Origin of the sequence: Paenibacillus sp. cl6col (assembly GCF_900102125.1) — a bacterium.
Lineage (GTDB): Bacteria > Bacillota > Bacilli > Paenibacillales > Paenibacillaceae > Paenibacillus_B > Paenibacillus_B suaedae.
Map to the genome: position 1 here is coordinate 1 of NZ_FNAZ01000022.1, position 15,085 is coordinate 15,085.

Annotated in this window: 10 protein-coding genes; 9 read left to right on the forward strand and 1 reads right to left on the reverse strand. The window is 46.1% G+C overall.

The window, feature by feature from the left end; genetic code table 11:
* Positions 1 to 268, reverse strand: a 268-nt coding sequence (locus tag BLS15_RS28205) for a transposase (protein ID WP_090514876.1), incomplete at its 3' end; no start/stop codon positions are given.
* 344 nt (positions 269 to 612) lie between these two features.
* Here BLS15_RS28205 and BLS15_RS28210 point away from each other — a divergent pair.
* The 9 genes from BLS15_RS28210 to BLS15_RS28255 form a co-directional block, all read left to right on the forward strand.
* Positions 613 to 1,104 (forward strand): hypothetical protein, encoded by a 492-nt coding sequence (locus BLS15_RS28210; RefSeq protein ID WP_090514880.1) that lies wholly within the window; start codon positions 613 to 615, stop codon positions 1,102 to 1,104.
* 216 nt (positions 1,105 to 1,320) lie between these two features.
* Positions 1,321 to 1,566 (forward strand): hypothetical protein, encoded by a 246-nt coding sequence (locus BLS15_RS28215; protein WP_090514885.1) that lies wholly within the window; start codon positions 1,321 to 1,323, stop codon positions 1,564 to 1,566.
* A gap of 261 nt (positions 1,567 to 1,827) precedes the next feature.
* Positions 1,828 to 2,604, forward strand: a complete 777-nt coding sequence (locus BLS15_RS28220; RefSeq protein ID WP_090514890.1) for an alpha/beta fold hydrolase — start codon at positions 1,828 to 1,830, stop codon at positions 2,602 to 2,604.
* A gap of 710 nt (positions 2,605 to 3,314) precedes the next feature.
* Positions 3,315 to 4,109, forward strand: coding sequence for a hypothetical protein (locus BLS15_RS28230; RefSeq protein WP_090514900.1), 795 nt, complete (start codon positions 3,315 to 3,317; stop codon positions 4,107 to 4,109).
* A 302-nt stretch (positions 4,110 to 4,411) separates the two neighbouring features.
* Positions 4,412 to 4,879: an NUDIX hydrolase gene (locus BLS15_RS28235; RefSeq protein WP_217635878.1), complete on the forward strand. Its 468-nt coding sequence runs from the start codon at positions 4,412 to 4,414 to the stop codon at positions 4,877 to 4,879.
* Positions 4,880 to 5,076: 197 nt separating this feature from the next.
* On the forward strand, positions 5,077 to 5,508 hold the full coding sequence (locus BLS15_RS28240) for a hypothetical protein (RefSeq protein WP_021255885.1): 432 nt from the start codon (positions 5,077 to 5,079) through the stop codon (positions 5,506 to 5,508).
* A 38-nt stretch (positions 5,509 to 5,546) separates the two neighbouring features.
* Positions 5,547 to 6,713: an alanyl-tRNA editing protein gene (locus tag BLS15_RS28245; RefSeq protein WP_090514904.1), complete on the forward strand. Its 1,167-nt coding sequence runs from the start codon at positions 5,547 to 5,549 to the stop codon at positions 6,711 to 6,713.
* A 152-nt stretch (positions 6,714 to 6,865) separates the two neighbouring features.
* On the forward strand, positions 6,866 to 7,432 hold the full coding sequence (locus BLS15_RS28250) for a DL-endopeptidase inhibitor IseA family protein (protein ID WP_036666920.1): 567 nt from the start codon (positions 6,866 to 6,868) through the stop codon (positions 7,430 to 7,432).
* 667 nt (positions 7,433 to 8,099) lie between these two features.
* Positions 8,100 to 15,085 (forward strand): non-ribosomal peptide synthetase (locus tag BLS15_RS28255; protein WP_139170738.1); only part of this gene is annotated, 6,986 nt, incomplete at its 3' end.

Below are 15,085 nucleotides of genomic sequence, written 5' to 3' on the forward strand. Positions count from 1 at the left end.
GATCACGGAGAATCGCGATCTCCAACGCTTGTTCTCCAAGCAATTTTTTCAACTGATCATTTTCTTCAGCTATTGCTTTGGAGTCGAACTCCGGGATTTGTTCCATTTGAACATCACCGAATTTGCCATCGCGATATTCATTAATCCAACGATGGAGCATATTCGTTGCTATTTCATAGCGGCGAGCAACTGCCGCTTTATTTCCAGTCTCCAGTGCTTCTTTCACCAATTGTAATTTGAAGTTTGTTGAATGTTTCGTTCGTTTCATTTCATCATCCCCTGTCAACTATTAGTGTAATTCATATACACTCTTAGTGTCCAAGATCATTAAGGGGCTTATGAGTTTGCAACTTGTTGATGGACAATGGAATCAAATTAAAAGCATCTCTTCAAAAGATCGATTTTTAATTAAAGTGGCACTTGAAGAATGGATGGAAGAACAACAAAAAGTGTAAAAGATCAATGTTGTGCAACTCAAAGTAATTACGGACTGCACATTACTCCGTTTTGTCTAACCTTTTCACTTAACCTCCTTAAGTCTCTAAGGGGAGTCGCTAATAGAAGCGTGATGCGCAATACCTGAATAAAATAAATGTGTGTAATCCTAAGGGGATGGAAGACATAATAAACAAACTATCGGTTGAGAATCGGAAAAGCAAGTATGTAAAAATTGCTCATCCAATAATACTAATTGATGAGCAGCCTCTGGATGACATATTAAATGAATTTTATCCTGATGATATGATTGTAGGTTTGATTCCAACAATCGTTGATTGGATAAGTTTTGATGAGGAATCGAAAGTAATAGAGCATATATATGATTCGAAGGATGTTATTAAGATATTACCGATACTAATGTGTCCGGATGATTGCGATTTGTCATGTACTGTCATTGTTGCAGAGGTGGAAACGACAAATGATCAGATAAACTGGAACCGGATTGGAATAGATAAGAATAATCCTATGGAAGTAATTAATAAATATAAATTCTTTGAAACAGGAATTGAATGGCTAGATAACGTTCCAGGAATGACTTTTAGTAAAGAAGATTACAAATCTTTAGATAAGATTTATAAGCGCGGGATCCCACGCCTAGCTCCTTAAGGCTCTCGGATTCGGAGATAGATACAAGAACATTATGTGAAATACCTGCAAAGGAACTAGTGGTTGGTGACGGAACCCCGTACTCAGCTTATAAGCCTGCAAGGTTAATTCCTTTTGATCCAAAGTGACACGGCTTAGGTCTCTCGGGTTCTCAATCCCAGAACGTATACGAATCGGGGAAAAGAGTGAGTTCGGAAAAGAGAGGGAGTAATTGAGTTGATAATCGAACTAGACGGTTACTTTTTACATAAGTACTTATTGTCTAATTCTGATTTAGAAATAAGTGAACTTGAAAGAGTGTTTGGTCAAATTACTGTTCGAGGTGAAAGACCGGAAGGGATCTATGAATATTTGTGTAAAGAATATGGAATGAAAGAAATTGAAAAAATCAATGATAGAAGAATAGATATAGTGATTGATCTTGATACCTTTAAGATTTACAAACCGATTTATTTAACATAATATCTGATAGGCAATTCGACGCATACAATAACATCATCTTGCAACACATTTACGCATCGAGCTCCCGGCTCTGTTCCCCGAGAAGAATTCGGTGGAGAAGCGGAAACAGGGAGTCAACCCTACGGAATCTAAACGTGACGCCGACGGTCGCTGACCCTACATAAGATGAAATCTGGATAAATCCATAAACAAGAACATGAACTGAAATCATTGGAAAACAAGTCAAGTAAGATCAAGTGAAACAGTAAAGGGTGGAATCCATTGAAGCTACATTACACAGAGTCGGGAAATACAGAAGCTTCTCTCATTGTTTTCTTACATGGGGGAGGAGTGAGTGGTTGGATGTGGGCGAAGCAAATTGAATACTTTACTGATTATCATTGCTTAGTTCCAGACTTACCTGGACATGGGAAGAGTCCTTGCACAGACTTCTCAATTCACAAGTGTGCTGAAGAAATATTAAATTTGATTCTAACTAAAGCACAGGGTAAAAAGGTTATTTTAATCGGGTTCTCTTTAGGTGCGCAAGTTGCTATAAAAATACTAAGTATGAACCCAGATATAGTAGATTATTCAATTATAAATAGTGCACTTGTTAGACCAGCTCCATTTGTAAATAAAATGATTCCACCTGCCATCCGATTAACTTATGGGCTAACAAAAAATCGAACTTTTTCGAAGCTTCAAGCCAAACAGTTATACATTGGTGAGGAAATGTTTGAAACCTATTACAAAGAAACCAGTAACATGGATATGAACCTTCTTATTCAGATTTTAGAAGAAAACATGTCTTTTCGTATACCAACAGATTTCAGCAAGTCTACATCAAAGAATTTAATTACGGTTGGGGAAAAAGAGAAGAAAATGATGAGGAAATCCTTATTAGACATCGTAGATAACACAATCCATTGTAAAGGCGTTATCATACCTAATGTTGGTCATGGAGTATCTCTTGCCCAACCTGAGTTATTTAACAAGCTTGTTGAAGCCTGGATTCATGATCGAGAATTACCGTATGGACTTACCCTTGTAAGGTAATGGATTGATAGTACTTCGAAAAGTCGTTGATTTACAGTTCAACCTGTTTTCCTACCTACGGGAGAAAGGTTTGCTTACTCAAAGAAAGGTTGGTCGCTAAAATTGCGGATATGGTTTTTATCAGGCTTTTATTACAGTAACGAGTTAATCTTTACGAGTGTATATAAGGAGAGACAAAATTGATAATTTGTTTTTACGATAATTCCGAGATTAAGGACGAACCAATTATTAATATTGATCGTGTATATTGTTTGGATTTTGAGAAATTCACTAACGATTCATGGGATAGATTGGCTGCAATTTATTCTTCGCTCCCATCTCAAATAATTATAAATCATATTGGTCAACCATGTTGGTTTGGTGAAGAAGGTAAATCTGACTTCTTTCTATGGGCATCAGTAGAACCATCAGGGCTGCAGATTGCAGGGACTCTGAGATCAGGTGATTGGAACGAATGGGAAGGTAAATTTAATAAGTACATAGCTGTGTTTCCCTTTTTTGAATGTTAGCGATTACAGGAATCGATAGTAAATCGAAGAGAGTCATTGCCTCATCTAACACCATATTTAAGTATAGAGAAGACTATTTTTCCTTGAATGTCAGATGTATAATTATGGAAGTCTCCAACCACTTATAACACCATCTACGCAGCGAAATTTTCCAAGAACGTCAAATCTATTAGCAAGTAACGAATAAGGGGACGAGCGGTTATGAAAGGAATTACGAATGAAAGATTCGCTGTTATAAGACGTTCCTTTCCATTTTATTTATGCGCTTTATATCTAATTTTTGAGGTCGTTACGATATGGCACTTAAGTAAAGGCGATCATCCAAAAGAAGTGAACTACTTTCAAATAACTGCTGAAAACGGTGTTGTTCTTCATGTGCTGAAGACGGAGCCGAGTCGTATTTCGCTTTATAGCATAAACGACAACGTCGTGAGATCGGGAACCAATGGGATAAATGGTGGATTCTTTTGGGGAAATCTGTTGTTAAGTATCGCGGTTGTGGATGGTATGCCCGTAAGCGGAAGTCCGAAAGAATACGGATCAGGCTGGTTTAATGTCAAATATGCTCGGGGAACCATCGTTTATGATCGGGTCACAAAAATAGTCGACGTGCAACGAGCTGCAAGCGTCGATGATCTGCATATCACAGATGCTGCGAAGTTCTGGGCTCAGGGTGGAATCAGTATGAATATAAAGGACGATAGCAACTGGTACAGAATTGCGGTTCAAGAAGAAGGGTTGCCGTTTCCCGATGACGAGCGCCTTCGCAGTGGTATGGTCTATGATAATTATGGGGAATTATACCTGGTTGTTACTTCTACCAAATGTACGGCAGAAAAATTTCGTACTGCGATTAAGGGAAGTATTGCCGCTGGGGAGTTGAATGAGGCCATATTTCTAGACGGGGACGGCTCTTCACAACTACTCGCTGGTAACATCGAACTGAAGGGTGACGGCCGACCGGTGGTGCAGATGATCGCGGTAAATGGAGAATAACACGATCAAGGCTATCGCCCTTTGATTGTAAGCTGTATAATCGTGGATGGAATGATGACTTAGCCTGAGATAAGAGCTATCTAAGGCTGGGTCATTTCGTGTATATAAAAACATTAGACGAAAATTATCTGAAGCATGAAGGGAGATAAAGTGAAAATGAAATTGGATATTATACATGTACCATCGGTTTGGGACTGAAATAAAACATATACATTTCAGGAGATTCAAGTGGTTGGCATTTTGAGTCATTTTTGAATCGTTCTTGTATTCAGAATCTTAAAAGAAGAGGGGATGACAATCCTTTGGATTTTCTATGGTACGAGCTAGATGACATTTTACATGACAAGATTACGTTTGTTGTTATGATAGCAAAATATAAAAATGAACTAATTATAATAAGAAATAGGAATCGAGAAGTTTGGGAGCTTCCAGGAGGAAGAAGAGAAGAAGGAGAATTTATTATAGAAACAGCAAGCAGAGAATTGTATGAGGAAACAGGCTCCATAATATTCGAATTATCACCATTAGGCATATATGCGTTCCATGATAGTTATGGGATGGCATTTTATGCAGAGGTAGAGGAAATAGATGAATTACCGGAATCAGAGATCGCTGAAATACGATTGATAAAATCATTACCCGAAGGACTGAACTATGGAGAAGTGTATTATAAGATGTATGAGAGACTAGATCTAGTAAGGAGAACGAATAAAGGATTGAAAACGTATAAAATCAATTACATGGATCGATCTGCTAAATATGAATTTTGAAAGCAAATTCAGAAAATATAATAATTCTTAAACACTTAGCTTCGTATTTCGAAGATCCATTTGGTGATATGTTGAATTTATTTGAAGCATTAGAAAAGCAAAAAAAGCTTGTACATATTCATGGTGTTGTATATAGAAAGATTCTTCAGAATGAGGAATCATGTTGAATAATCAATCATTTGAAGGATGAATGCAGCATGGACACTTTAGGTATTTGGTCGTCAGGGAAATTTTTTTATGATTGTTTTGAGGACAGTGTAGTTGTTTTTACAGGGACGGACATTGGTTATATCATGTTTTTCAATCTTGTATGTGAGGATATTATCGTGTTTAAGCATCGAAAAGATGCTGACGCTGAGTATATAAGTACACGATTTGAATGTTCCTTCATGGACGGAAAACATACGCATATCGAAAGAGTGAAGCAAGAAGAGAAGTTTACATATAAGCAATATAAAGAAGAGATTTATACTGGGGAAGTTGTAGAAGTTATTGAATTTGATAAGCCGGTCATTATGGATGATTCTAGATTCGGTCTTGAAACCCGAGATTTAGAATCGTATCGTATATTACTAACAATTCAGCAAAGACTTCAGTTAATACCAGAGGAATATAGAGCTCTTTTATAGTAAAGTAAATGTAATCTAGGAACAGTGAGGACATGAAGATGACGAAGAAGCTATATTATGAATCCGCCTATATCCGGGAGTGGAAGACTCAAATCACTCGCAGAGTGGAGCGGGAGGATGGAACTTATCTGGTATTAAATGAGACAGCCTTTTATCCACACGGCGGGGGACAGCCCAGTGATCTGGGGTGGATCAATAAAATTCCGGTTCTTGATGTCGTTCTCGAGGAAGGGGAAATTCTGCACAAAGTCGAGAGTAATCCTGAGGTGGAGGAGGTCGACTGCCGATTGAATTGGGATAGAAGGTTCGACCATATGCAGCAACATAGCGGCCAGCATCTGCTGTCAGCTATGTGTCTGGAAGCATGCCAGGCGGAGACGCTCAGCTTCCACCTAGGTGAGGATTATGCCACGATTGATGTTGCCCGACCTGATTTGCCGAAGGATCAGCTTATGATGTTGGAACTGGAGGTTAATGATCAGATTTACCTGAATCGCAAGGTAACGAATTATGTTGTGACTCAGGAGAAAGCGGCCGAGCTGCCACTAGTGAAGCAGCCGAAAGTAACCGATCATATTCGAATCGTTGAAATCGAAGGTATCGAATATAACGCTTGTGGCGGCACACACGTCTCAGCAACAGGTGAGATTGGAATGATCAAGCTGTTGAGAGCTGAGAAGCAGAAGGGGCATATGCGTATCTATTTTAAGTGTGGATACCGTGCGTTGAACGAATTTAATGCCGGTGTGGAGATTCTCGGCAGTCTAGCGGCCCGATTCAATACGGGAAAGGAAGAGATCTTGGATCGGATTGAAAAATGGGATCAGGAGCAGAAACAGCTGCAAGCTGAATTGAATGCGGTGAAGGCTGAGAATGATGCTTATCTGGCTGAGAAGCTGTTGGCAGACCGTCAGGGAAGCTTAGTTAAGCATGTATTCACGGATAAGATGCTGAAGGACATGCAGAACTTGGCTGCTAAGCTCACCGAACAAGGTGACGTTATCGTGCTTTTCATGTCCAACTCTGATCATAAGGTACTGCTCGCCCGAGGAGGAGAGGATGGTCTTGCCTGCGGTGCCTTCTTCAAACAGCATTTGGCTGATTATCGCGGCAAAGGAGGAGGCAGCGACAAGATGGCACAGGCTGGATTTGCCACTCGAGAGGATGCAGAGGCTTTTTATCAATTTGCAGCAGAGTCACTATAAGGGAAATAGATTTGTTTTAAACAGACAACACGCGGCCCAGCCTAAGATACCAGCTATCTAAAGCTGGGTTGCGACGTATTTACACCTGTCATCGAGAGCATTGACTAGCAAATACATAAAATGTTCAAGCCAATGAAAAGGGACGATTCAAATTGAAAATAGTAAAATTAGAGATATTGTTGTTATCTATGCTTTTTCTGCTGGTTGGCTGTACGACAAATGTCGAGCAAGAATTAACGAAAGAAGAAGCGATTCGATTGGCCATAGAAGGCGAAAACCAGTTATCGACGATTGTTGTATTTGGCCAGATGGATCGTAATAAAGCGTTAGATCCCAGGTGTGATAGCTTTCAATCAGAAGATCACTACTTTACTTATATTTGTGATGCGACAACTGAAGCGGACATTAGAAACAAGCTGGATCCATTTTACACTCCGAAGTATATTGAAGAAATCATGGGAAATTTCCGTATACAACATGATAAAAACGGAGTTCTGGCAGAACTATTCGACGGAGGTTACTCCCAAAAATCAAAGGATTCTATACGCAAAGTTACCATCGAACAGAATGCGAACAGAACAAAAGCAATTCTCGATATGTATGTAGGCTTGGACGGAGAAAGAGACGTCAATACATCAAAAGTAGAATATGAATATGTACAAAACGCAGGCTGGAGGATTGCATCGAACGGTTTATTATTCTCAGAAATGAAGCAATAATAGGGCAGAAAACTCCCATCATGTTTTTGATCATACAATCGAAAGCTCTGCTTAAGAGGATGGTTAATGTTTAATACCATTGTCCCCCAAGAGCTCTTCATTACGAACATGAGGTTTGCAAGTGGATGGCAGATCAATCGCCTAACACAATATTCGCATGCGGGCAATGCGGCCCTTGATCTCTAGCAGATGTTTCGTAGAAGCCTTCATCAAGCAGATACGTACATTAACCTGTGTCGGTGATTTGAAGATTAAATATCGTTAAGCTTGAACATAAATGTCGGCGGCTCGTGCCTTTAAGGTACGGGCTTTCTTTGTGTTACTTTCGTTTTTCTGGAATGAAGCTGTTCATAACTCATATTTTGGATTGGTCAATGCACATTTTGGGTATTGATCATAAACTTTACAATTATGTCAAAAAAACAACAATTCGTATTGTGTTACAAAAAATTAACGGATTTCGACATGATTCTTAATAATTCCTTTATATAATTACAAAAGGTACCATTTGTCGCCACGATTCGGGCGACAAGGTGCCAGCAAATTGAAGGGAAGGAAGTGATGACTTCCGTCTTGAATAGAGCGTCATTGATTATGAATTCAATAACTGTACTGTATGTGAGGAAACAGAGTAAGTGAACACGTAAAAAATCATATTCGGAAAGGGATGGTTTACTTGTCAAGTAAAACATTTATCAAAACAATTCCGTTGTCAAAGGGACAAATCCCGCTTTTATCGCATGATTCGATGTTTCCAAACAACACTTGCTACAATGAATCGTTTGCGTGGCATATTTATTCAAAGCTGGATATAGAAACTGTACAAAATGCTTTTATTGAATTCGTAAAACGTCATGAATGTTACCGAACTGTCTTTATAATGGAAGAAGAGCCTGTGCAAAAAGTGTATAGCGAACCAGTTCTCGATTTCAAGTCAATCGCAGTAGGGGACTGGGGAGAGTCGGCAGTTAACCAGTACCTGTTGGCAGAGTCTCAGGAGAGTTTTGACCTGAGCAATGGGCCATTGTTTAAAGTCAGGTTGCTGTGTTTTAGCGAGGAACATTATGTGCTGTACATCGTACTCCATCATATTGTTTTTGACGGCTGGTCTTTATCTCTGATATTAGATGAGTTTGGTTTATTGTATAAACGTTTATATAACGGAGATCTGCAAGAGAATACCCAACTGCAATGCGTGGAGTTCTCGTATTCGGATTTTGTCAGTTGGCAGGAAAGCCTGTTACAGAGCGAAGCTGGGCAAACATCAGCGCAGTTCTGGAAACATAAACTATCAGGCGAACTTCCTGTGCTGGAACTGCCAACTGATAAGAAGCGTCCGCCTGTTCCTGCTTTTGCCGGAGGACTGGCGCCTTTTGCCTTGGAGGCAAAAACGAGCGAGAAGCTGTCTGCATTTTGCAACAAAGTAGACAAGTCTTTGAATCGCGTGTTATTAGCTCTCTACTCTGCTTTTTTACATCGGTTATCGGGGCAAAACGAAATTATCGTTGGAACGCCCAGATACGGTAGAAAGAATCGAAATTTCCATCATTCTTGTGGTTACTTTGTGAATTTACTTCCAATTCGGATGCGTTTTAGTGAAAATGACTCTTTTAAACAATTGCTTCTGCAAGTACAAGAAGAATTAACGGATTGTACCAATCATCAGGATTATCCCTTCTCGCTTATGGTTAGCGAAAACAGTCTTCAGCGTGATATGAGTATTCCAGCGGTTTTCCAAGCGGGGTTTGTATTGCAAAAAGCTTGCAAGCAAGATGCGGCTATTTTTCTAGGCAATGCTACAAATGTTTTCGATTTGCACGGGCTAAAGCTCGCTCCGTTTCCTTTGGATAAGAAGGTCTCCAAATTCGATCTGACTTTATTTGTTGAACAGGAAAGTAATGGAACGTTTGCAGCGAATTTTGAATATAATAAAGATATTTTTCATGAAGATTCAATTCAAAGATGGATTCGTCATTTTGATCATTTTATTCAAACGGTTCTGGATAATGCTGAAGAAAGAATGGCTGACATTCGTCTTTTATCTCAGGATGAGGAGCAGCAGCAACTGGTGGCATGGAACCGGACGAAGACGGCGTATCCACGGGATCAGGTGATTCAGGAGCTGTTCGAGGAACAGGCAGCGGCACGGCCGGAAGCGGTGGCTGTCGTTGACGAAGAGCGCCAGCTGACGTATGGGGAACTGAATGCGCGGGCTAACCAACTGGCACACTGTTTGCGAAAGAAAGGTGTGAAGCCGGAGACGCTGGTTGGAATCTGCATGGAACGCTCGGCGGATCTGATCGTCGGGATCATGGGGATCCTGAAAGTTGGGGGCGCGTATGTGCCGATGGATCCGTCGTATCCGCAGCAGCGTCTGACTTACATGGCCCACGATGCAGGAATTGAGTTTCTGGTGACCCAGAGCGAGGCAAGCGGATGGGTGCAAGAGCCTATCACGCGCATCTCTCTGGACAGCGCTGCCGATCAGAAGATGCTGTCACAGGAGTGCGATCGGAATCCGCCGATCATGACGACACCGCAAAACGCAGCTTACGTCATGTATACGTCAGGATCTACCGGAAACCCGAAAGGCGTCGTTGTAGAACAGCGGAACGTGGTTCGTCTGGTAAAACAAGCGGGCTACATCCCTTTCAGCGCCGAAGATAGAATGGCTCAAACCGGTGCGATCGGGTTCGATGCCAGCACGTTTGAAGTGTTCGGCGCGCTGCTGAACGGAGGATCGCTGTATCCTATCCCAAGGGAAACGTTGCTGGATGCGCCTGCGCTAGCGGCGTTTGTACATCGTCATCAGTTGACGACGATGTGGTTGACATCTCCATTGTTCAACCAGCTCGTTCAAAAAGACGCTGCTATGTTCGCGGGTCTTCAGCATCTCATCATCGGCGGGGATGCGTTGTCGCCGGTTCATGTCAATCAGGTGCTGCGTGCTTCTCCAGAATTGTCGCTGTGGAACGGGTACGGTCCGACCGAGAATACGACGTTCTCCACGTGTTTCTTGATTGACCGTGCGTATGAGGAACAGATCCCTATCGGTAAACCGATCGGCAACTCAACGGCGTATGTGGTCAATCAGCACAATCACTTAAATCCTGTCGGCGTGCCGGGGGAGCTTTGTCTGGGCGGAGACGGCGTTGCGCGCGGGTATTTGAACCAGCCTGACCTGACAGCGGACAAATTCGTGTCCAATCCGTTCGTTGCGGGTGAGCGCATGTACCGGACAGGGGATTGGGTGAAGTGGATGCCCGATGGGAATCTGGTTTATTTAGGGCGGATGGACAAACAGGTGAAAATCAGAGGATTCCGGATCGAAGTTGGTGAGATTGAGGCGATTCTCAACCAACATCCGACTCTGCGGCAGGCGACCGTCGTCGTGCGGGAAGACAGGCCCGGGGAAAAGCAACTGGCGGCGTATCTGGTCGGAGAAGGCAGCGTGCAGGAATGGCGGGCCTACCTGAGCGAGCGATTGCCAAGCTATATGGTGCCAACGTTTTTTGTGCAACTTGATAGTTTACCGATAACGCCGAACGGGAAAATCGATACGAGGGCGCTGCCGATTCCGACAGTGTCGTCGTGGAGTCACGAGGACTATGCGGCACCGCAAACGCCAGCGGAGGAGCTTGTTGCGGCGGTATGGAGCCAGCTGCTTGGCGTGGAAAGGATCGGTATCTATGATTCCTTCTTTGATTTGGGAGGCCACTCGCTGCTGGCGACGCAAGCGGTTTCGCGTCTGCGCGAGGTGTTCGGCGTGGAGGTGGCGGTGCGCGACCTGTTCCAACACCCGACGATCGAAAGCTTATCCCGTCGATTAACGCTGTTAGCGCAAGGGGGAGAAGGGGCGAAGCGACCGCCGATTCAAGCGGTGGAACGAGGCGTGTATATGCCGGCATCGTATGCCCAGCAGCGGCTCTGGTTCCTCGATCAACTGGAACCGAACAGTCCGCTGTACAATATTCCATGCGCATGGCGGTTACAGGGAGCCTGGAAGCTGGACGCGTTGGAACAGGCCTACGATGCGCTGATTCAGCGTCATGAAGCGCTGCGCACCGTCATTGGCGAGGCGAACGGCGAACCGGTGCAGATCATTCGCGGACATCAGCCTGAGCGTCTGCCTGTGACGGATCTTCGCCATCTGGCAAGCGAGGACAGGGAGCGCGAGCTGAAATCGCATATGCAAGCGGAGGCAGACAAGCCGTTCCAATTGGCCGAGGGACCGTTAATCCGGGCGCAGGCCATCGTGATGGGCGAGAACGATTGGGTGCTGCTGTGCACGCTGCACCATATCATATTTGACGGATGGTCGCTGGACATTTTCGTACGGGAATGGCTCGCACTATATGAGGCGTTTGCAGGAGGGCAGCCAGCGGAATTGGCACCGCTATCGTTGCAATATGCCGACTACGCGCATTGGCAGCGGAACTGGCTGAGCGAAGACGTGATGAACCGTCAGTTGGCGTACTGGGAGGAAGAGCTGGGCGGGGAACTGCCAGTGCTGCAGCTGCCGACGGATCGTCCGCGCCCAGCGCAGCAAAGCTACCGGGGAGAGCGGTATGAAGCGGAGCTTCCAGCCGATTTGCTCGTCAAGCTAAAAGCGCTCAGCCGCCAAGAGGGAGCGACGTTATTCATGACGCTGCTCGCCGCCTATCAAGGTTTCCTCTCCCGCTATACGGGACAGACGGATATCGCCGTCGGCAGTCCGATTGCGAACCGGCATTACGGGGAAATCGAGGGGATGATCGGATTTTTTGTCAACACCCTTGTGTACCGTGTGAATGTGTCAGCCAATCCAAGCTTCCGGGAGTTAGTGTCGCAAGTGCGCGGGAAAGCATGGAAAGCGCAGGAGCATCAGGACATCCCGTTTGAGAAGATCGTGGCGGCACTGCAGCCGGAGCGGTCGGCGAGCTATGCGCCATTGTTTCAGACGATGTTTACGCTGCAAAGCCGTCCGAGCGAGCTGCCGATGGACTCGGAACGCCGGATGGATACGATAAGCAGCTTTATGTCGGTCTCGAAGTTTGACTTGACGCTCGGAGTGCAAGAAGCCGAAGAGGGGATGCGCATCAGCTTCGAATACAGCACGGACTTGTTCGACGCGTCAACCATCGAGCGGATGGCGGCACACTTCGAGCGATGGCTGCATGAAGTGGCGGAGCATCCGGAGCGAGCAATAGGCCAGATGCAGTTGATCAGTGAAGCAGAAACGAAGCAGCAACTGGAGATATGGAATCGGACGGAGACGGCGTATCCACGGGATCAGGTGATTCAGGAGCTGTTCGAGGAGCAGGCGGAGGTAAGGCCGGAAGCGGTGGCTGTTGTTGACGGAGACCGCAAGCTTACGTATGGGGAACTGAATGCGCGGGCGAACCAACTGGCGCACTGTTTGCGGAAGAAAGGCGTGAAGCCGGAGACGCTGGTTGGAATCTGCATGGAACGCTCGGCGGATCTGATCGTCGGGATCCTGGGGATCCTGAAAGCCGGGGGCGCGTATGTGCCGATGGATCCGTCGTATCCGCAGCAGCGTCTGACTTACATGGCCCACGATGCGGGGATTGAGTTAATGGTAACCCTGAACGAGGCAAGCGGATGGGTGCCGGAGCCTATCATGCGCATCTGTCTGGATAGCGCAGCCGATCAGGAGATGCTGTCGCAGGAGAGCGATTGGAATCCGCCGGTCATGACGACACCGCAAAACGCAGCTTACGTCATGTATACGTCAGGATCTACCGGAAACCCGAAAGGCGTCGTTGTGGAGCAGCGGAACGTGGTTCGTCTGGTGAAACAAGCGGGCTACATCCCTTTCAGCGCCGAAGATAGAATGGCTCAAACCGGTGCGATCGGGTTCGATGCCAGCACGTTTGAAGTGTTCGGCGCGCTGCTAAACGGAGGATCGCTGTATCCGATCCCAAGGGAAACGTTGCTGGATGCGCCCGCGCTGGCGGCGTTTGTACATCGTCATAAGTTGACGACGATGTGGCTGACATCTCCATTGTTCAACCAGCTTGTTCAAAAAGACGCTGCCCTGTTCGCAGGTCTTCAGCATCTCATCATCGGCGGGGACGCGTTGTCGCCGGTTCATGTCAATCAGGTGCTGCGTTCTTCTCCTAAATTGTCGCTGTGGAACGGGTACGGGCCGACCGAGAATACGACGTTCTCCACGTGTTTCTTGATTGACCGTGATCGTGCGTATGAGGAACAGATCCCTATCGGTAAACCGATAGGCAACTCGACGGCGTATGTGGTCAATCAGCACAATCACTTGAATCCTGTCGGCGTGCCGGGGGAGCTTTGTCTGGGCGGAGACGGCGTGGCACGCGGGTATTTGAACCTGCCTGACATGACAGCAGACAAATTCGTATCCAATCCGTTCGTTGTGGGAGAGCGCATGTACCGGACAGGGGATTGGGTGAAGTGGATGCCCGATGGGAATCTGGTTTATTTAGGGCGGATGGACAAACAGGTGAAAATCAGAGGATTCCGGATCGAAGTCGGTGAGATAGAGACGATGCTCAGCCAGCATCCGACTCTGCGGCAGGCGTCCGTCGTCGTGCGGGAAGACAGGCCCGGGGAAAAGCAGCTGGCGGCGTATCTGGTCGGAGAAGGCAGCGCACAGGAATGGCGGACATACTTGAGCGAGCGATTGCCAAGCTATATGGTGCCGACGTATTTTGTGCAACTGGACAGTTTGCCGTTAACGCCGAACGGGAAGATCGATACGAGGGCACTGCCGATTCCGACAGTGTCGTCGTGGAATCAAGAGGGCTATGCAGCGCCACAAACGCCAGCGGAGGAGCTCGTTGCGGCGGTATGGAGCCAGCTGCTTGGTGTGGAGAGGATCGGTAGCTATGATTCCTTCTTTGATTTGGGAGGCCACTCGCTGCTGGCGACGCAGGCAGTTTCGCGTCTGCGCGAGGTGTTCGGCGTGGAGGTGGCAGTGCGCGACCTGTTCCAATACCCGACGATCGAGAGCTTATCCCGCCGATTAACGCTGTTAGCACAAGGTGGAGAAGGGGAGAAGCGTCCGCCGATTCAAGCGGTGGAACGAGGCGTGTATATGCCGGTATCGTATGCCCAGCAGCGGCTCTGGTTCCTCGATCAACTGGAACCGAACAGTCCGCTGTACAATATTCCATGCGCATGGCGGTTGCAGGGAGTCTGGAAGCTGGATGCGTTGGAACAAGCCTACGATGCGCTGATCCAGCGTCATGAAGTGCTGCGTACTGTCATTGGCGAGGCGAACGGCGAGCCGGTGCAGATTATTCGCGAACACCAGCCTGAGCGTCTGCCTGTGACGGATCTTCGCCATCTGGCAAGCGAGGACAGGGAGCGCGAGATGAAGTCGCTCATGCAAGCGGAGGCAGATAAGCCGTTCCAACTGGCTGAGGGGCCGTTAATCCGTGCACAGGCCATCGCGATGGGCGAGAACGATTGGGTGCTGCTGTGCACGCTGCACCATATTATATTTGACGGATGGTCGCTGGACATTTTTGTACGGGAATGGCTCGCGCTGTATGAGGCGTTTGCGGGAGGGCAGCCAGCGGAGTTGGCACCGCTATCTTTGCAATATGCCGACTACGCGCATTGGCAGCGGAACTGGCTGAGCGAAGACGTGATGAACCGTCAGTTGGCGTACTGGGA

Bases quoted from the DNA above. Each gene is read 5' to 3' on its own strand.
- BLS15_RS28210 (WP_090514880.1), top strand. From the start codon at position 613: ATGGAAGACATAATAAACAAACTATCGGTTGAGAATCGGAAAAGCAAG.
- BLS15_RS28230 (WP_090514900.1), top strand. From the start codon at position 3,315: ATGAAAGGAATTACGAATGAAAGATTCGCTGTTATAAGACGTTCCTTT.
- BLS15_RS28240 (WP_021255885.1), top strand. From the start codon at position 5,077: ATGGACACTTTAGGTATTTGGTCGTCAGGGAAATTTTTTTATGATTGT.
- BLS15_RS28245 (WP_090514904.1), top strand. From the start codon at position 5,547: ATGACGAAGAAGCTATATTATGAATCCGCCTATATCCGGGAGTGGAAG.